15 protein-coding genes and 1 pseudogene are annotated in these 17,366 nt (G+C 59.8%); 11 read left to right on the forward strand and 5 right to left on the reverse strand.

Translation table 11 applies throughout. The annotated features are described in order from the left end of the window. Positions 1-289: 289 nt before the first annotated feature. Together B348_RS0113340 and B348_RS0113345 are read right to left on the reverse strand one after the other, a co-directional pair. Positions 290-520, reverse strand: coding sequence for an AlpA family transcriptional regulator (locus tag B348_RS0113340; protein ID WP_017736615.1), 231 nt, complete (start codon positions 518-520; stop codon positions 290-292). Between the two features lie 68 nt (positions 521-588). Further along, a complete protein-coding gene (locus tag B348_RS0113345; RefSeq protein WP_017736616.1) occupies positions 589-1,875 on the reverse strand; it encodes a hypothetical protein in 1,287 nt (428 codons plus the stop codon). Between the two features lie 237 nt (positions 1,876-2,112). Between B348_RS0113345 and B348_RS0113350 the strand changes: the two genes are divergently transcribed. Together B348_RS0113350 and ycaC are read left to right on the forward strand one after the other, a co-directional pair. Then, on the forward strand, positions 2,113-2,787 hold the full coding sequence (locus B348_RS0113350; RefSeq protein ID WP_017736617.1) for a hypothetical protein: 675 nt from the start codon (positions 2,113-2,115) through the stop codon (positions 2,785-2,787). Positions 2,788-3,161: 374 nt separating this feature from the next. Continuing rightward, the gene (gene ycaC / locus B348_RS0113355) at positions 3,162-3,794 is read left to right on the forward strand and encodes an isochorismate family cysteine hydrolase YcaC (protein ID WP_017736618.1); all 633 of its coding nucleotides are present in this window, start codon (positions 3,162-3,164) and stop codon (positions 3,792-3,794) included. A gap of 109 nt (positions 3,795-3,903) precedes the next feature. Here ycaC and B348_RS01000000130015 read toward each other — a convergent pair. After that, positions 3,904-4,835: pseudogene (locus tag B348_RS01000000130015) on the reverse strand (nucleotidyl transferase AbiEii/AbiGii toxin family protein). Next, complete coding sequence (locus B348_RS0113365) at positions 4,825-5,589, reverse strand: type IV toxin-antitoxin system AbiEi family antitoxin (RefSeq protein WP_017736620.1); 765 nt, start codon at positions 5,587-5,589, stop codon at positions 4,825-4,827. The pseudogene B348_RS01000000130015 and the gene B348_RS0113365 overlap by 11 nt, the downstream one beginning before the upstream one ends. A 244-nt stretch (positions 5,590-5,833) precedes the next feature. On the opposite strand from B348_RS0113365, the gene B348_RS0113375 reads away from it, so the two are divergent. Beyond that, positions 5,834-6,478, forward strand: coding sequence for an NAD(P)H-dependent oxidoreductase (locus B348_RS0113375; protein WP_017736622.1), 645 nt, complete (start codon positions 5,834-5,836; stop codon positions 6,476-6,478). Further along, positions 6,417-6,815, forward strand: a complete 399-nt coding sequence (locus B348_RS0113380; RefSeq protein ID WP_017736623.1) for a MerR family transcriptional regulator — start codon at positions 6,417-6,419, stop codon at positions 6,813-6,815. Before B348_RS0113375 ends, B348_RS0113380 begins: the two co-directional genes overlap by 62 nt. Here B348_RS0113380 and B348_RS1000000130500 read toward each other — a convergent pair. After that, positions 6,812-8,728, reverse strand: coding sequence for a hypothetical protein (locus tag B348_RS1000000130500; RefSeq protein ID WP_017736624.1), 1,917 nt, complete (start codon positions 8,726-8,728; stop codon positions 6,812-6,814). The genes B348_RS0113380 and B348_RS1000000130500 overlap by 4 nt on opposite strands. A gap of 196 nt (positions 8,729-8,924) precedes the next feature. On the opposite strand from B348_RS1000000130500, the gene B348_RS01000000130025 reads away from it, so the two are divergent. From B348_RS01000000130025 to dxs, 7 genes are all read left to right on the forward strand, one after another. Next, complete coding sequence (locus B348_RS01000000130025; RefSeq protein ID WP_017736625.1) at positions 8,925-9,434, forward strand: RNA polymerase sigma factor; 510 nt, start codon at positions 8,925-8,927, stop codon at positions 9,432-9,434. Continuing rightward, positions 9,431-10,363: a FecR family protein gene (locus B348_RS0113395; RefSeq protein WP_017736626.1), complete on the forward strand. Its 933-nt coding sequence runs from the start codon at positions 9,431-9,433 to the stop codon at positions 10,361-10,363. Before B348_RS01000000130025 ends, B348_RS0113395 begins: the two co-directional genes overlap by 4 nt. Before the next feature lie 103 nt (positions 10,364-10,466). Continuing rightward, the gene (locus tag B348_RS0113400; protein ID WP_017736627.1) at positions 10,467-12,896 is read left to right on the forward strand and encodes a TonB-dependent siderophore receptor; all 2,430 of its coding nucleotides are present in this window, start codon (positions 10,467-10,469) and stop codon (positions 12,894-12,896) included. 92 nt (positions 12,897-12,988) lie between these two features. Beyond that, the gene (locus B348_RS0113405) at positions 12,989-14,128 is read left to right on the forward strand and encodes a Fic family protein (RefSeq protein ID WP_017736628.1); all 1,140 of its coding nucleotides are present in this window, start codon (positions 12,989-12,991) and stop codon (positions 14,126-14,128) included. A gap of 88 nt (positions 14,129-14,216) precedes the next feature. Continuing rightward, a complete protein-coding gene (locus B348_RS0113410) occupies positions 14,217-14,459 on the forward strand; it encodes an exodeoxyribonuclease VII small subunit (RefSeq protein WP_003176346.1) in 243 nt (80 codons plus the stop codon). After that, a complete protein-coding gene (gene ispA / locus B348_RS0113415) occupies positions 14,456-15,343 on the forward strand; it encodes a (2E,6E)-farnesyl diphosphate synthase (protein ID WP_017736629.1) in 888 nt (295 codons plus the stop codon). The genes B348_RS0113410 and ispA overlap by 4 nt, the downstream gene beginning before the upstream one ends. Positions 15,344-15,454: 111 nt before the next feature. Beyond that, a complete protein-coding gene (dxs, locus tag B348_RS0113420) occupies positions 15,455-17,353 on the forward strand; it encodes a 1-deoxy-D-xylulose-5-phosphate synthase (RefSeq protein ID WP_017736630.1) in 1,899 nt (632 codons plus the stop codon). Positions 17,354-17,366: the final 13 nt, after the last annotated feature.

Genomic DNA, 17,366 nt, shown 5'->3' on the forward strand with positions numbered 1-17,366 from the left:
TGTATTTTTTCACCGATGACCTAACCCATAGGCAGGGTGTTAGAGTTCGTGCTGCCATTAGAGCTCAGGCTATTGCGTGGTTATAAATTGATAGTCCAGAGCTATATAACTAGATCCCGATCCAAGCCCCAGCGGCCACCCCAGGCTGGCCGAGCAATGGGAGCAACATTGCTCGGCCAGCCGAGAGATTCGCCGCGCTTAACGTTGGGAGAGTTAGCTGAGAACTTTGCCCCCCAACGGCATAAACGCCATGACCAGCCTTAGCGAGTCATGGCGTTTATGATCGGCTCTACTTGGCTACACTTAGGCGGCTGGTGGAACGCATTGCAGCCTCCTCCGCCAGGTCACGCTCTTCGATCCTGGCCAGAATCCAATCAAAGACCTCGCTTTCGACAAATCCAATTGATCTATCGCCTAGCGAGACCGGGGAAACGAACCTGCCTTCCCCGATGTACTTGTACAGGGTCGACCGAGACAGGCCAGTTGTATCGATTACCTCTTTCAATCGCATGATTCGCATGAGCAGGCTCCTCTGTATGGCTCAGAGGATCTGCGGTGGCGGTAAAAAATGACCGGCCTGTAGCTCGCCTAGGGTGCCTTGGTCAAAAGCGCCACCTCATAGCGCAGCGCCAGGTCCAATGCATCCTCTCGCACATACGAGTCAAGCCTCCCTCCGCGCACGTCCCATACCCAAAGACATGTATTGCTGGCTCTGGGGGCTGGATAGACAACCAGCGACACAATGCTCCAGCCATCGCTTCTGACTGGAGCAGGGATGAGTCTAACCAGCTGGGGCCTGTATCCTTGCCACACTTTCATTCGGCGCAGCCCTTTGTAGATGCTCTCGGCCCATCTACACGCTTCAGCATGGAAGCTTTCCATCAAGCCATCCCATGGGCCAGGCACACCCCGATCAGCACCAACAGTCAGTGGCCCACCCAGCTCACCAGCAATCCTTTCAAGAACTGCCGCTTTAACGTCAACAAGCTCGTACTCAGGGGCCGCCCAAATAGCCGTCAGCAGGTGGGATGTATGGCTTGCCAGCTTGTGATAGAGCATATCCAAAGCTCTAGGCCCCAATACTTTTAGTGCCTCTGTCGTAGGCATTGCCGATTCAAGCATGTCGTACTTGTTCGGCCCCTGAGTTGCGTACACCACCAATCCCCGCTGCCTCTGCTTCACACGGAGCTGTGGGTGATCAAGGTTCAGGTAGTAAATGCTCGTGACCTTTGAGCCAACGAAAACCCCATTCGACAGCCCCGGCACATAGCTACGAACGAACCCCAAGCTCAAAAGACGCTTCAATTGATGCTTGATCGATAAGGAGTCGAGTCCAGTCATGGCCCTGAGCCTCGGCCCTCCAAGCCCAGTCACGACACCGCACTCGTCAGCCTCGCTGAGAAGAGCGGCCAATAACATCCGGGAGGCAGCCCCCAGCCGCCCCTTGGCACCAGGGGCAGCAGGTCGACCGTCTTTGCGGGTAGCGGAGCGGGATGACTTTTCCTCCTGATCTGTCGATGCCGACGTTTCACCCTCTCCAACTGCGTAAATGTCCGGCTCAAGAAAAAGGCGAAGCATTAGCTCTTGGTGGGTGAATTCTCTGCCTACTTCGGCGAGCACTCTAAGCAAGCGCTCCGAGGCAACGTATCCAACACCAGGACGCCCAACCCCGCCTTCCTGCTTGCTTTCCCTCAGAAGCCTAGCCCTGACCAACTCTTGCGATGCGTCCCGGACAAATCTCTCCGTCAAGCAGAGCTGCTTCGCTACCGACTTGATCTTGTAAGGGGCCTCCAGACTCAAGTCATTCATGCATAGAAATGCTTGCAGGAAGAATCTTGATTCAGCCTCAACATCAATCTTCAAGAAGGCTATCATAGCTCTTAACCTAAAATTTCATGATCAAATTAGATCAGACTTTATACCCTATTTTCCCACAAACCATAATTCATGTAACAGGACGATTAACACATCCTGTAATGAATGAGTTAACCTTACCATTAAACACGCATGACGTATGCCAATTAACAGATCTGTTAATCTCACTGTTAACGATCGTCAAAAATCGAACGAGTGCGGCGCACCGGCACCGCTAAACGGGAGGGGTAAGAGGGGATGGCTGAGACTGAAAATGCGCCAAGCTGGCTAAATGAACTCGATCGCAAAGAGGCGGAGTGGGCAGCGAGCTACCTGTCGAAGCGATGGCCTGAAGGGCTTAAGGCCAAGCCCAGCCCGACACCCCCCATGCTTTACCACTCGCTCGCCGAGTCGATCCATGAGCTAGAAAAATATGCAGCAGGCGTAAAGCTCATTGAACGGATGAGAAACTCCATCAGACAGCGGCGCTATAGACTGGCGGAAGGCGGGCGAAAAACGTGCTCTTTCACCCTGCCTCTCAACACCAAGGACAAGCTAAAAATCCTTGCAAAAAATGCTGACACCACCGAAACAGCGATCATAGAAAGCCTGATCGCAGGCGCCCTGCAGTCGAGCCAAGATCAGAAAGAGGGAAAGCGACGCGAGGCCCTGGAGAAAACAATCACCCGCAACTCAAGCAAGCTTGCGCAGGAGCTGAACAAGATCAGGCTCGAGGTGACCACCAAGCACCTGGACGCCAGCCTGAGACGACTGGCTGGCTGGCAGGTATACCTCAACGAACAGACCCCCGAACTTTCGGCTGAGCAGGAGTCAGAAGCTAACAGGATTGCCGAGAAGCGAATGCGCGAGATCCAGGAGGCAATCAGGGCCGTCCTAGCGAAGCATGAAATGATGAGCCCTAGGAACATCTGAGATCAGCCTCCCAGGGCAGCAACTCGCATCAGTGTGGGTCAAAGTGTGGGTCAATACGACAAGCAAAAATAAAGTATTTTAAAATCAACAACATATTTAATAAGAACACCGGCCACAAGCCGGCTTTTTAATGCCCGCAAGAAAGTCAGAGCGACCTGAGCGTCAATCATCGGTAACTCGCCCTCATTCAAAAAATACCCCCGCGGCCTTCACAGCAACGCCGAGCGAACCAAAACCACCTCCCGCCTCACATTGTCCCTTTTGAGTTGACAGTAAGACACACCACAGCCGATTTATCACCCGAAGCCCACCCATTAATCTGTGCCCATGTTGAACGCAACGCCCAACCAACCTGAACAAAAAAGGATTCAACCATGAGCACGCCAACCTACAACCGCTTGAACAAAGACGACGCCATCGTACTGCTGGTCGATCACCAGACCGGCCTGATTTCCCTGGTGCAAGACTTCTCGCCCAACGAGTTCAAGAACAACGTGCTCGCCCTGGCAGACCTGGCCAAGTTCTTCGACCTGCCGACCATCCTCACCACCAGCTTCGAACAGGGCCCCAACGGCCCGCTGGTGCCGGAGCTGAAAGAGATGTTCCCGGATGCGCCGTACATCGCCCGCCCTGGCCAGATCAACGCCTGGGACAACGAAGACTTCGTCAAGGCGATCAAGGCCACCGGCCGCAAGCAGATCATCATTGCCGGTGTGGTCACCGATGTGTGCGTCGCGTTCCCGACCCTGTCGGCACTGGCGGAGGGTTTTGAGGTATTTGTGGTCACCGATGCGTCGGGCACGTTCAACACCACCGTGCAGCAGGCCGCATGGAGCCGCATGACCCAGGCCGGCGCGCAGCTGATGAACTGGTTCTCGGTGGCCTGTGAGCTGCACCGCGACTGGCGCAACGATATCGAAGGTTTGGGGAACCTGCTGTCCCAGCGCATCCCGAACTACCGCAACTTGATGAATGGTTACTCGGCGCTGACGGCGCGCAAGGACTAAACACAGCGCGTCAAACAAAATGCCTGCCTTGAAAAAGCAGGCTTTTGTTGTTTGTGCAGCAGGCTGCTGCACAAATACGAACCGGACAACTATAGGTCTGGTTCAATCATCAAAAAGCCTGCGCACCCAGTATCTGGCCAACCACACGATCCAGTTTCGCGAATGCCTCATCCCTCTTGGCAACTGACATCTCTGCGATATTACGCAGCTTCCATTGCACAGCCGGCAGTTGGTCAACCCCCGTCAGGCCTAGCAACGTCCAATCCGGTTCGGCGCGTTTGAGCGAGAGTAAAAAGGCAGCGTCTTGTTCACAGAACTGTTGTCGCATTGCTGCCAGCAACGCTGCCTGGTTGCCGCCACTTGCTCAAGCGTGACAGGTTCGCGAGTCATGCCTGCGAACTCAGCCTGGAACAACTCCGTGAAAGGCTTCCATCGTGGAATAAGCAGTTCACTTATGGGGCGTCGATGACTGATCAAGTACACCAGAAAGCCCTCAAAGATCTCACGCGTCAAACCTTCCTCACGCAGCATCAACATCACGTCAAAGAGGTCTCTGGGATGCTGCCGGTCCAGCGCAGCGCAGATTTTCCCACCATATAGATCGGGCAAGGCGACTACCGCGATGGAGGCAAACCCAAAATCGTCTTCAACCAATGCCACCACATCACGCTCTTGAGGGGCATGAACAGTGCCGCGAATCACTGGCGAAACTTCAACCTTGATTTGTGCCTGCGGGCTTCTGATTAGAACCCGTAACTCATCGTCTCGATTCGCTTGAACAGAGGTAACTACCTGAGGCAAGCCTCGCCCAACTGCGTCAGCAATGCGTCGAAGCGCCTAGCGAACGTCGGTCAACGCCTGCTGGCGATTCGAACTGGGCAAATACGCCAAATCGATATCCACGGATAGACGAGGCAGGTCACGTACAAACAGATTGATGGCCGTTCCACCTTTAAGCGCAAAACATCGCTCCGCCGCAATGTAAGGGATGACCTGCACTAACAAACGAACCTGAGCGATATAACGAGCATCAAGCGCCACTGATAAAGCTCTCCGGCACGGTGATAAGGAACTCTTTATCGAGTCGACCACCCCGGATGATTTGGCGCTTGCCCTTCCCTAGATCGATGCTGGAAAGATCTATACGCCTATACCACGCGTGACTTGAGTTTCGTGCCAGCAGAAGAAAAACACGTTTGACTCGAACGGAGTTGCACGACTCAAGCAGGCGTTGCAGGCGTCTCGGGCTTAAGGCTCCCAACCCAGCGAATACATCGACCACACTGCTGAAAAGCACTTCATTGGCGCTTTGATGGATGAGTTCAAGTATTGCGCGTTCCGGGGTGGAGATTTTTAACTCAAATCGGCTGCGAGGCACCTGGAAAACTTGTAACGCCAAGTCTTCCATCGCGGCAAATAGCCCACCCGGATTGAAGCTGACGTTGACATTCCAAGGGTACTTACGGAACCAGCCTGGAAGGACGGCAGCCGGTGTGCCGAACAGATCGACAGTCGGTTTTCCAAATGTCAGGTAATGGCTGTATCCGACCAAACTCAACGCAGTCGCGCCTCCTGGCCAAACCTCAACCGAAGTGCCTTGCTGTAATGCGAATACACCGCCCTGCCAATCTATCTCGTCGCCCTTTCGTTTCCACGCACCATGACCGACACGCTCCACCCACCCGCTGAGTTGGTATTTGCGCACAAGGCCAGGCCCCACGCCGTGCTCATGAAGCCATGCCTGAGTTGCGACGGAACCAGACGGCCAGTCAGCAAGCAACTGGTTTATTTTCATATTCCATACACACCTAAAAGGTGATTATTTAAGAAAATAATAAACCAATTTGACACTGAACATGCTTTTCATCAACCCCAGATAGATACCCAGCCGGCAGCTCGCTGGCAGACTCTGCTCTCGGTAGCCTGTGAACGTCACAGCACGATGAAATTGTGCAAGGGGCGCCTTGCACAAATGCTCCCCTTGACTCTCCCCTATACAGCACCCCCTACCCTGAATCCCCCATTCAGGACACCCCACCATGCCCCACCGCATCCTGGTCATCCTCGGCCACCCCGCCACCACCAGCTTCTGCGCCGCCCTCGCCGATACCTACACCCGCAGCGCAAAAAGCGCCGGCCATGAGGTGCGCGTCCTACGCCTGGGCGAGCTGGATTTCGACCCGATCCTGCACAACGGCTACAGCCAGATCCAAGCCCTGGAACCCGACCTGCTCAGCGCCCAGGCCGACATCCTCTGGGCCACTCACCTGACCTTCGTGTTCCCGATCTGGTGGGGCGGCACCCCGGCGTTGTTGAAAGGTTTTATCGACCGCATTTTCCTACCCGGTTTTGCGTTCAAATACCGCTCGGGCAAGGCATTCCCCGACAAGCTGTTAGCGGGCAGGACCGCACATTTGTTGGTGGCCCTGGACACGCCGCCATGGTATTACCGCTGGATCTATCGCATGCCGGGCGTCCATCAGATGCGCACGGCCACCCTGGCGTTTTGCGGCATCAAGTCGACCCAGACGTTGCTGTTCGGGCCGGTGTTGGGATCGACAACAGCACGACGGGAAAAATGGCTGAAACAAGCCAGCGCACTCGCAGGAAAAGGGAGTTTTCATGTACATCGGCAAAGCCGCGCAACTGTCAGGCACGACCATCAAGGCGATTCGTCACTATGAGGCGATTGGCCTGTTGCCGCCGCCCCGACGGGAGGGCCAGTACCGGGTCTATTCCGAGCAGAGTGTCGAGCTGCTGATGTTTATCAAGTGCGCGCAACAGCTGGGGTTCAAGCTCAAGGAGTTGCAGGAAATCCTCCACGGCGACCCCGGCAATGCGCTGGCGCAGCAGCGCGCAGCGCAGGCGATTGCGCAGAAAAAACACGAGCTGATCACGCAGATTGAAGCCCAGCAAAAGGTGCTTGCCGGCTTGCTGGCCTTTGAGGCCAGCCTGGACGGTGCGCAAGGGCAGTGCCAGTTTGAACGCCTGGTTGAAACTGGCCGCCCGTCACGGTCTTAGTTGAGCACGTCGCCCCATTTGCGTTGCACTTCGCGTTCGCGATCAACGCTGATGCGGGTCAGTGCGTCCACCCAGGCCACTGCGCCGTTGTTGGCTTCCCGCAGCAACGACATGATGTCGTCCATCTCGAAGTCGCCCGGTTCGGCGACGAGAGCGTGTTCGTCGAGCATTTTCCTGACCAGTTCATTGAGCTGCTGTTTGCTCGCCACCTTGGTCATGATCAGCAACATGGGCATCACGTCATCATCGACGTTGAAGGTGCTGAAGGCGTTGTGCTCTTCGTAGCCACTCAAGATGACGCCGAAACCGTTGAGGAAACTTTCCAGAATCTTCTCTTGGCTGCGCACCGCCTCGGGCACCTTGTGGAAGGAAAAACCATACATGAGGGCCAAGGCAAAAAAGACCTGGTCCTCGACTTTCTTGTCGGGGAAGCCGATCAGTTTTTCGGCTTTGGGCAGCAGCGCTTCAAGGAAGCCAATGGGCAACTGCCAGATGAATTCGGCCTCTGGATCGTCGTGCAGCTCTTGCTTGAGCTCCTGCAAGATGACGCCCAGGGTCTCGATCGGTTGCTGCCCCGGACGCACCCCTGGCTCGTCATCCATCAACAGGTCGTCGAGGTCGGCATGGTAGCCACGGTTCACCGGCGTGATGTCCGGCAGCGCGGCGACACGTTCAGCTTCGCCGACCAGCAGTTTGTCGAGGAGCTTGTTGCGGTTTTCCAGGACGAAGCGCACGAAGGTTTCTTCCTTGAGCGCCAGGCGCACCACGCCCGGCAGGAAGGCATAAATGAACCCTCCAAGCTTCTCGACGTTAGCGTCATCACGCAAAGCAGCGAGGGACGCCTCGCCGGTTTTCTCCTTGAGGAAGGGCAGGATCTTCGGTTTGTTTTGCTCGATGGCTACAGCGACGTAGCCCAGCAGTTTGTCCTTGGCGCCGGCTTTTTTCTGTTGCTCGGAGGGGCTGCTGGCTTCGCTGTCGTCAATGACCGCCAGGGCGAAGATTTCTTCGGTTTGCACAGGCTCAGGCGCCGCACTCTCGGGCAGCGGAATGTCATCGGCCGAGGCTTGGCGCGCATCCACCAACGCTTGGTCGATCAGTGAGAAAAACTCGCCCAGTTCCTTTTCGCCGACCTGGGTGAAGGAACCGACTTTGCGCGCATTGATGTAAAGGTCGCGCTTCTCCACCGACAACCCTTCCAGATGGCGCCAGAAAAACAGGCGCGGCGCTTCAAATACCATTTTCAGCGCCAGCTTGCTCTCGCCCATCAGCACGCCCTCCTTGGCGCCGCCGAAGAGGGTGTCGTCGATCAGCACCAGCACTTCGTCTTCGCGCATATTGGCGCCGTAGGACTCCAGTGCCGCCTGCAGTTTTTTCTGCGGGATGTGCGGGCGCACGTACACGCGCTCCAGGCCCAGGCGCTCGGCCAGGTTGACAGTCATTTGCACCACGGCGTCGACTTGCGCAGCGCTCAATTCCTGGCTGCCGGCCGCCGCTTTCACTTCGGCACGCTTGGCGCTGGGCTGATCACCGGACTGGCTGCGCATCCACTCCAGCACCAACGAGAAACATTGGTTGAGATCGGCCTTGTCCGGCATGTTGAAGGCAATCGCCTGACGCTTGTTGAGGAAGAGTTTGCTGCCCTGAATCTCCAGGGACTGCACTTCGCTGTAGGCATAGCTGACAGCGTCGCTGAAGGTTTCGCGGATGGCCAGGCAGTCATGCCCGATCAGGCAGCCGTCCTTGCCGCTGCCGAACATGGTGTCGTCGATCAACACCACCACGTCGCTGGGGTCCAGCGTCAGATCGTAAGCCGCCAGGGCATTGCTCAGCAGCTTCTTGGGAATATTCGGCGCGACATGCACACGCCCCGAGCTTGAGTACTTTTTGGCCTGCAAGAACGCCAACAACGACATATCCCTATCTCCTCAAACGCGCTTTTTGTGCCTGCACTGTCCACGGGTGGCTGCAGGTCGTGGCGCAGAATAGCACTAGGCCATTACTGTGATAACCGCCTCTGCCACACGCTGGCGTCGCGAACCAGTGTTCTTGCGACAATTTCTCATTAGCACTACCATCCCTTCCCCCACCCCCTGAGCGGCGCTTCGTGCCATGTCCGACGACCCCGGCAACCGCAACCTCGGCCCGCTCTATCGCCGTCACCGCAATGAACTGCTGGCCTACCTCACGCGCCGGGTGAACTGCCGCGAAACCGCCAACGACCTGCTGCAAGACGCGTTTATCCGCCTGATGAACAGCGAAGTCGCCAAGATCGGCAACGTGCGCGCCTTCCTCTACCGCATCGCCAACAACCTGAGCATCGACCACGCCCGCCGCAACCGCGTACGCGGCATTCGCGACGAGCAGGAACTGCAAGACCTGGCCGGTGACGCCGACCCACAAGGCAGTGCGATCGCCGGAAATACCCTGGAGCATTTGCAGCGCCTGATCGATGGGCTACCCTCGCCCACCCGTGAAGTGTTTCTGCTGGCCCGGGTCGAGCAACTGAGCTACAAGGAAATCGCCATTCGCCTGGGCCTGGATGCCCGTGCGGTCGAGCGGCATTTGAACAAGGCCATGGCCCATTGCGCGGCGGTCCTGCAAGGCAACGAGTCCCGATGAATAATCACCCTGCACCCTCGCCGTCCGAACGTGATCAGCAAGCGCTGGATTGGTGGACGTGCCTGCGCAGCGCAGACGTCAGCGCCGAGCAGCGCAATGCGTACGCGCTGTGGCGTGCGGACCCGCTGAATGCCAATGCCTACCAGAATGTGGAAATGCTCTGGCGCCTGCTGGAGCAACCGGCCCACGCAGTACGACGCAGCGAACGACGCCGGCCGCTGCCACGACGCACGCTGTATGCCGCCGCTGCCTGCGTGTTGCTGGCCTTCGCCACGCTGATGCTGATGACCCCGCCGCTGAATACCTGGGGCAGTGATTACGCCACGGCCACCGGGCAGCAGCAGGACATCGCCCTGGCCGACGGCTCGCAGGTGCACCTGGACAGTGACAGCGCCGTCGATATCAGCCTCAACAATGATGAACGCCGCGTGCACCTGTTGCGCGGGCGGGCGTTCTTCGACGTGAGCCACGATGGCCGGCCGTTCGTGGTGCAAACCGGCAACACCCGGGTACGCGTGCTGGGCACGGCGTTTGCCGTCAGCCATGGCACGGCCGAAGACGAAGTCACGCTGCTGCGCGGCCGCGTCGAAGTGATGGGCGGCGGGCAACATCAGGTGCTGCAACCGGGCGAACAACTCAAGGTCATCGAGGGCCAGGTACAAGCGCCGCACACCGTCGATGCCGAGCGCCTGCTGGCCTGGCGCGACGGCCAACTGCGCGTGCGCAATGCACCGTTGCGCGAGGTGCTGGAGGAGTTGATGCGCTATCAGGGCGGCCGGGTGATATGGCTCGACGAGCAGGTCGGTCAGCGCCCCATCAGCGCCAGCTTCAACTTGAAACAGATCGACAGCGCCCTCGACGCGTTGATCAGCACCCAAAAATTGCGTACCACCGCACTCACCCGTCGCGTGCTGATCGTGCGCGGTTGATCGCCACGCAAAAATTATTTTCGCCTCCCACGGTAATTCGGCTGCCTGCTGCGTCTTACCCCGCACTTAGGAAGAATTATCATTTGTAGTCCGGGGAGGATGTATGCCGTATTCACAGGTCACGGGGTTCAACTACTTACCGCTGGCGGTCGCTTTGATGGCGGCCAGCTTGCCACTGTCCTACGTCCAGGCGGCCACGCCGACGACAAACGCGGCGAGCAGCCAACGTTTAAGTTTCAATATCGCCGCGCAATCGCTCACCGACGCGCTGGACCAGTTCGCGCAGCAAAGCGGCTACCAAGTGCTGTACGACGCGGCACAAGCCAATGGCCTGCGTTCCGCTGAACTGCACGGCGAACATACCCCACAGCAAGCGCTGGCCATCCTCACCGGCGGCACCCACGCCCGCTACAGCCAGCCGAACGCCAGCAGTTTTGTGATCGATATCCCGGCCAGTGCGAGCGACACCCTGCAATTGGCGCCAGTGAGCATCTCCGGCAAGGCGCCCGGCTCCACCACCGAAGGTACCGGTTCCTACACCACGCAGTCGTCCAGCAGCTCCAACCGTTTGAACATCGCGCTCAAGGAAACCCCGCAGTCCGTCACGGTGATCACCCAGCAGCGCATCGCCGACCAGAAACTCTCGAACCTGACGGACGCCATGGAGGCCACCTCCGGCATCACCGTGGTACGCGAAGGCCAGGGCGCGGACTCCGACGCCTATTACTCGCGCGGTTTCGCCATCAGCAACTTCGAGATCGACGGCGTACCGACCTCGTCGCGCATGGACAACTACACCCAGAACACCGCCATGTACGACCGCGTCGAAGTGGTGCGCGGCGCCACCGGCCTGATCAGCGGCATGGGCCAACCGTCGGCCACCATCAACCTGATCCGCAAACGACCCACCGCCACGCCCCAGGCCAGCATCAGCGGCGAAGCCGGCAGTTGGGACCGCTACGGCACCTCGGTGGACGTCTCCGGGCCGCTCACCGACGCCGGCAATATCCGTGGCCGCATGGTGATGGACTACAAGAACCAGCATTCCTGGGTCGATCGTTACAAGCAGGACACCAACCTGGTCTACGGCATCAGCGAGTTCGACCTCAGCGACAGCACCCTGCTGACCCTGGGTTTCAGCTACCAGACCGTGCACACCAACGCGCCGCCGCGTAGCGGTTTCCCCCTGTTCGACAGCGCTGGCGGGCGTACGGATTTCAAGCGTTCCTACAACACCGCCACCGATTGGTCCTTCTACGATCACCAGCAGACCAGCTACTTCGCGTCCCTGGAGCAGCAGTTCGATAACGGTTGGAGCGCCAAGCTCGACTTCACCCGCACCGAAAACAAATACGATTCGGCCATCGACTTTCTCTCCGGCAACCCCGACCCGGCCACCGGCCTGGGCGGCCTGGTGATCCCCAACAAGTTTCAGGGCAACCCCAAGCAGAACGCGATAGACGCCTATGTCACCGGCCCGTTCGAATTCCTCGGGCGTGAGCATGAATTGATCGCCGGGATGCAGCTGTCGCAAATCCGCAATACCAACGCGCCGGACTACGGCGGCTGGATGCGCGCCTGGACCGGCTACGACGGCACCATCGGGCCGATCTACGACTGGGACGGCAGCGCGCCCAAGCCCGACTTCGAGAAAAAGGGCAAAGAGGACTTCAAGGAAAACCAGTACTCGGCCTACCTCACCTCGCGCTGGCACCTCAATGACGCCACCAGCCTGATCCTCGGCGGGCGCCTGATCAACTGGAAGCAGACTGACGACGTCTCCTACACCGCCGCAGGCTACGACGACATCCACCTCGACCGCGAAGAAAACGGCGTGTTCATCCCCTATGGCGGCCTGGTCTACGACCTCAGCGACCGCTGGTCGGTGTACGGCAGCTACACCAAGATCTTCAGCCCGCAAAGCGACCAGACCGTCAGCGGCTCCTACCTGGCGCCGCTGGAAGGCACCGGCTATGAGTTGGGCATCAAGGGCAGCTTCAATGACGACACGCTGAACACCAGCCTGGCGTTGTTCCGCCTGGAGCAGGACAACCTCTCACAGCCAGACGGCAACAAGCTGACGCCCACACTGTTCCAGGCCTACAAAGCCGTGCAAGGCACCACCACCCAGGGCGTGGAGCTGGAACTCAACGGCGAACTGGCCCCGGGCTGGAACGCCGCCGGCGGCTACACCTACAGCGTCAGCACCGACGCCGATGACCAACGCATCGCCACACAAATCCCCCGCCACAGCATGAAACTGTTCACCACCTACCGCCTGTCCGGCCCCCTGGACAAACTGACCGTCGGCGGCGGCTTCAACTGGCAGAGCAAAACCGGCTTCGACCTGAGCTACTACACCCAGGAAAGCTATGCCGTGGCCAACCTGATGGCGCGCTACGAAATCACGCCAAACCTGTCGGCGTCGGTGAACCTCAACAACGTGTTCGACAAGGAGTACTTCACCACCACCAGCGCCGGGGTTTACGGGGCGCCGCGGAATCTGATGACGGGCTTCAAGTACGATTTCTGACGGTGGACGGTGAGCCGAATACATTGCACAATCGGCTCACCAAATGAGCCGAATAGCCTTTTTATTCGGCTCACCCACTCAGGTACTGCTCCATGGACCACCCCTTCTGGGTCTGGCAACACGCCGACTGGCCGCACTTCCACTGGCAACCGGGTCGCCTGGCGGTCTTGTTGCGCGAGTGCGGACAAGCCCAAGGCAAGCTGCTGGGCATGCTCGGCACGGTCAGCCAGGCGGTCAACGCGCAGAATGAACTGGATGCGTTGCTGCAAAATATCCTGACTTCTTCGGCAATCGAGGGGGAACAGTTGAATGTGGGCTCGGTACGCTCGTCCCTGGCGCGACGTCTGGGTTTGGAGCCGGTGAAGGACGCCCGCGTCAGCCGCCGCAGCGAAGGCCTGGCGGAGCTGGTGCTGGATGCCACGCAACAATTCGCCCAACCCTTTACCCTCGCCCGCCTTTTGAATTGGCATCATTTGTTGTTCCCGACGCCTGAAGCCGGTTTTGCTGCGCGTGCGCTGAATATCGGCGCATTGCGCGGGGATGAGCCGATGCAGGTGGTGTCGGGCCGGCTTGATCGACCGACGGTGCATTTCGAGGCGCCGCCGCGCAAAGGCCTGGAACACGCGCTGGATGAGTTCCTGCAATGGTTCGAAACCAGCCGCGACCAACCGGAGCTTGATCCACTCGTCCGCGCCGGCGTCGCGCATTTCTGGTTTGTCACGCTGCACCCGTTCGACGACGGCAATGGTCGCCTGACCCGCGCCATCACTGACCTGGCATTGGCCCAGGGCGAGCACCAGGCCATTCGTTTTTATGCCATGTCGGCCAGCATCCTTGAGGACCGCGCGGGTTATTACCAGGCGCTGGAGTCGAGCCAAAAAGCCACGCTGGATATCACCGACTGGCTCGAATGGTTCCTCAAGACCTTGCTGCGCAGCGTGCAACAGGCCATGGCGCAGATTGACCGGGTGCTCGACAAGAGCCGGTTCTGGCAGCAGCACCGCGACCTCGTGCTGTCTGCCGAACAGATCAAAGTGCTCAACCGCTTGCTGGACGGCGGGGAAAAGGGCTTTGAACAGGGTATCAGCGCCGCCCAGTACCAGGCCGTGGCCAAGGTGTCGAAGGCGACCGCCACGCGTCACCTGGCTGATCTGCTGGAGAAAAACTGCCTGGTGCGATTGCCCGGCGGAGGCCGTAGTACGCGTTATCAAATCAATGCCTTGGGCGATTGAGCCGCCCCGCTCATTTGCCCGCTTATTTGCCCAGCATCCCCATGTCTGCTAGTGTCGCGCCGGTTTACCGTCTACCGGAATAGCCGCCATGGCCCGCAAAAAAGTTGCACTCGATTTCGAACAATCCCTCGCCGACCTGCAAACCCTGGTCGAGCGTCTGGAGAACGGCGAGTTGTCGCTGGAAGACTCGTTGACAGCGTTTGAGCAAGGCATCGGCCTGACCCGCGACTGCCAGAGCGCCTTGGCGCAGGCGGAGCAGAAGGTCCAGGTGCTGCTGGAGCGTGACGGGGAGTTGGCCGAAGAACCCTTCGATGCGGAACAGCCGGAATGATCGACGCGTATCAGGCCAGTAGCCAAGCCCGGGTCAATGCGGCGCTGGAGCCCTTGTTTGTTGCGCCAAGCCCCGAACTCAAGCGCCTGTATGAAGCCATGCGCTACAGCGTGATGAATGGCGGCAAGCGTGTGCGCCCGTTGCTGGCGTATGCCGCGTGCGAAGCCCTCGGCGCACCGGCCGAGCAGGCCAATGGCGCGGCCTGTGCGGTGGAGTTGATCCACGCCTACTCCCTGGTACACGACGATTTGCCGGCCATGGACGACGACGACCTGCGTCGCGGCCAGCCGACCACCCACAAGGCCTTTGACGAAGCCTGTGCGATTCTCGCCGGTGACGGTCTGCAAAGCCTGGCGTTCAGCGCCCTGCTGGACCCTGCGCTGAGCAGCGTCAACGCCGAGATCCGCTTGCGCATGGTCACCGCCCTGGCCGTCGCCGCGGGCCCTGCCGGGATGGTCGGTGGTCAAGCCATCGACCTTGGTTCGGTCGGCCAGAAGCTCGATCAACAGGCCCTGGAATACATGCACCGGCACAAGACCGGTGCACTGATCGAAGCCGCCGTGCACCTCGGCGCCCTGGCCAGTGGCCGCGCCGACGCCGCGCAACTGGCGGCGCTGAACACCTATTCCCGCGCCATCGGCCTGGCGTTCCAGGTGCAGGACGACATCCTCGACGTCGAAAGTGACACCGCCACCCTCGGCAAACGCCAGGGCGCCGACATCGCACGGGACAAGCCGACGTATCCGGCACTGCTCGGGCTTGCAGCCGCGAAGGCCTATGCCCTGGAACTGCGCGACCTGGCCCTGGCCGCCCTGCGACCTTTCGACGCGGCGGCCGAGCCCCTGCGTGACCTGGCGCGGTATATCGTCGAACGCCGGCACTGATCAGGGCGGCCTTTGCGGCCGCATATCGGCCAAGTTCGGCGCTCTGCGTGGGCAGTTTGCGATGCTTGAGGTAAACTGCCGCCTCTTCTTATACCTATAACGATTCGCCTGATGCCCACGACGTTTCAAGAGATTCCCCGCAAGCGCCCGTCCACGCCCCTGCTCGACCGTGCTGCCACGCCGGCCGGCCTGCGTCGTCTGGGTGAAGCCGAGCTGGAAACCCTGGCCGATGAGTTGCGCCTGGAATTGCTCTACACGGTCGGCCAGACCGGTGGGCATTTCGGTGCCGGCCTGGGCGTCATCGAGCTGACTATCGCCCTGCATTACGTGTTCGACACCCCGGACGACCGGCTGGTGTGGGACGTGGGCCATCAGGCGTATCCGCATAAAATCCTCACCGGCCGCCGCGAACAAATGGGCAGCCTGCGCCAGAAGGACGGCATTGCCGCCTTCCCGCGCCGCGCCGAGAGCGAGTACGACACCTTTGGCGTCGGCCACTCCAGCACCTCCATCAGTGCCGCGCTGGGCATGGCCATCGCCGCCCGCCTGCAAGGCAGCGATCGCAAGGCGATTGCGGTGATCGGTGATGGCGCGCTGACCGCGGGCATGGCCTTCGAAGCGCTGAACCATGCGCCGGAAGTGGACGCCAACATGTTGGTGATCCTCAACGACAACGACATGTCGATCTCGCGCAACGTCGGTGGCCTGTCCAATTACCTGGCCAAGATCCTCTCCAGCCGCACCTACGCCAGCATGCGTGAAGGCAGCAAGAAGGTGCTCTCGCGTCTGCCCGGCGCGTGGGAAATTGCCCGGCGCACCGAAGAATATGCCAAGGGCATGCTGGTACCCGGCACCCTGTTCGAAGAGCTGGGCTGGAACTACATCGGCCCGATCGACGGCCACGACCTGCCGACCCTGATCGCCACGCTGCGCAACATGCGTGACCTCAAGGGCCCGCAGTTCCTGCACATCGTCACCAAGAAAGGCAAAGGCTTCGCCCCGGCGGAAGTCGACCCGATTGGCTACCACGCCATCACCAAGCTGGAACCGTTGGACGCTCCCGCCGCCGCGCCGAAAAAGGCCAGCGGGCCGAAGTATTCCGGTGTGTTCGGCGAATGGCTGTGCGACATGGCCGCCGCCGACCCGCGCCTGGTGGGCATTACCCCGGCGATGAAGGAAGGCTCCGACCTGGTGGCGTTCAGCGAGCGTTTCCCGCTGCGTTACTTCGACGTGGCGATTGCCGAGCAGCACGCCGTCACGTTCGCCGCCGGCATGGCCTGTGAAGGCGCCAAACCGGTGGTGGCGATCTACTCCACCTTCCTGCAACGTGGCTACGACCAGTTGGTGCATGACGTCGCGGTGCAGAACCTCGACGTGCTGTTCGCCATCGACCGCGCAGGCCTGGTGGGCGAAGACGGCCCGACCCACGCCGGCAGCTTCGACTTGTCCTACCTGCGCTGCATCCCCGGCATGCTGGTGATGACGCCGAGCGACGAAAACGAACTGCGCAAGATGCTCACCACCGGCCACCTGTACAACGGCCCGGCCGCCGTGCGCTACCCGCGCGGCAACGGCCCGAATGCGGTGATCGAGAAGGACCTGGAACCGATCGAGATCGGCAAGGGCATCGTGCGCCGCCAAGGCAGCAAGACCGCCTTCCTGGTGTTTGGCGTGCAATTGGCCGAAGCCTTGAAGGTCGCCGAGAAGCTCGACGCCACCGTGGTCGATATGCGCTTCGTCAAACCGTTGGACGAAGCCCTCGTACGCGAAATCGCCGCCAGCCATGAACTGCTGGTGACGGTCGAAGAAAACGCCATCATGGGCGGTGCGGGCGCGGCGGTCAGCGAGTTCCTGGCGCGGGAGAACATCCTCAAGTCGGTGCTGCACCTGGGCTTGCCGGATGTGTACGTCGAACACGCCAAGCCGGCGCAGATGCTGGCGGAGTGTGGGTTGGATGAGGCAGGGATTGAAGCGTCGGTGCGCGAGCGCATGGCGCTGCTGGGCCTGTAACCCAATCCCCCGA

The organism is Pseudomonas sp. CBZ-4, assembly GCF_000346755.1.
Lineage (GTDB): Bacteria > Pseudomonadota > Gammaproteobacteria > Pseudomonadales > Pseudomonadaceae > Aquipseudomonas.

Excerpts from the sequence above, each read along its gene's own strand:
- ycaC (WP_017736618.1), top strand. The coding sequence starts at position 3,162 with ATGAGCACGCCAACCTACAACCGCTTGAACAAAGACGACGCCATCGTA.
- B348_RS0113375 (WP_017736622.1), top strand. The coding sequence starts at position 5,834 with ATGCCCCACCGCATCCTGGTCATCCTCGGCCACCCCGCCACCACCAGC.
- ispA (WP_017736629.1), top strand. The coding sequence starts at position 14,456 with ATGATCGACGCGTATCAGGCCAGTAGCCAAGCCCGGGTCAATGCGGCG.
- B348_RS0113405 (WP_017736628.1), top strand. The coding sequence starts at position 12,989 with ATGGACCACCCCTTCTGGGTCTGGCAACACGCCGACTGGCCGCACTTC.
- B348_RS0113365 (WP_017736620.1), bottom strand. The coding sequence starts at position 5,589 with ATGAAAATAAACCAGTTGCTTGCTGACTGGCCGTCTGGTTCCGTCGCA.
- B348_RS0113345 (WP_017736616.1), bottom strand. The coding sequence starts at position 1,875 with ATGATAGCCTTCTTGAAGATTGATGTTGAGGCTGAATCAAGATTCTTC.
- B348_RS0113340 (WP_017736615.1), bottom strand. The coding sequence starts at position 520 with ATGCGAATCATGCGATTGAAAGAGGTAATCGATACAACTGGCCTGTCT.
- B348_RS0113380 (WP_017736623.1), top strand. The coding sequence starts at position 6,417 with ATGTACATCGGCAAAGCCGCGCAACTGTCAGGCACGACCATCAAGGCG.
- B348_RS0113350 (WP_017736617.1), top strand. The coding sequence starts at position 2,113 with ATGGCTGAGACTGAAAATGCGCCAAGCTGGCTAAATGAACTCGATCGC.
- B348_RS01000000130025 (WP_017736625.1), top strand. The coding sequence starts at position 8,925 with ATGTCCGACGACCCCGGCAACCGCAACCTCGGCCCGCTCTATCGCCGT.
- B348_RS0113400 (WP_017736627.1), top strand. The coding sequence starts at position 10,467 with ATGCCGTATTCACAGGTCACGGGGTTCAACTACTTACCGCTGGCGGTC.
- B348_RS1000000130500 (WP_017736624.1), bottom strand. The coding sequence starts at position 8,728 with ATGTCGTTGTTGGCGTTCTTGCAGGCCAAAAAGTACTCAAGCTCGGGG.
- B348_RS0113395 (WP_017736626.1), top strand. The coding sequence starts at position 9,431 with ATGAATAATCACCCTGCACCCTCGCCGTCCGAACGTGATCAGCAAGCG.
- B348_RS0113410 (WP_003176346.1), top strand. The coding sequence starts at position 14,217 with ATGGCCCGCAAAAAAGTTGCACTCGATTTCGAACAATCCCTCGCCGAC.
- dxs (WP_017736630.1), top strand. The coding sequence starts at position 15,455 with ATGCCCACGACGTTTCAAGAGATTCCCCGCAAGCGCCCGTCCACGCCC.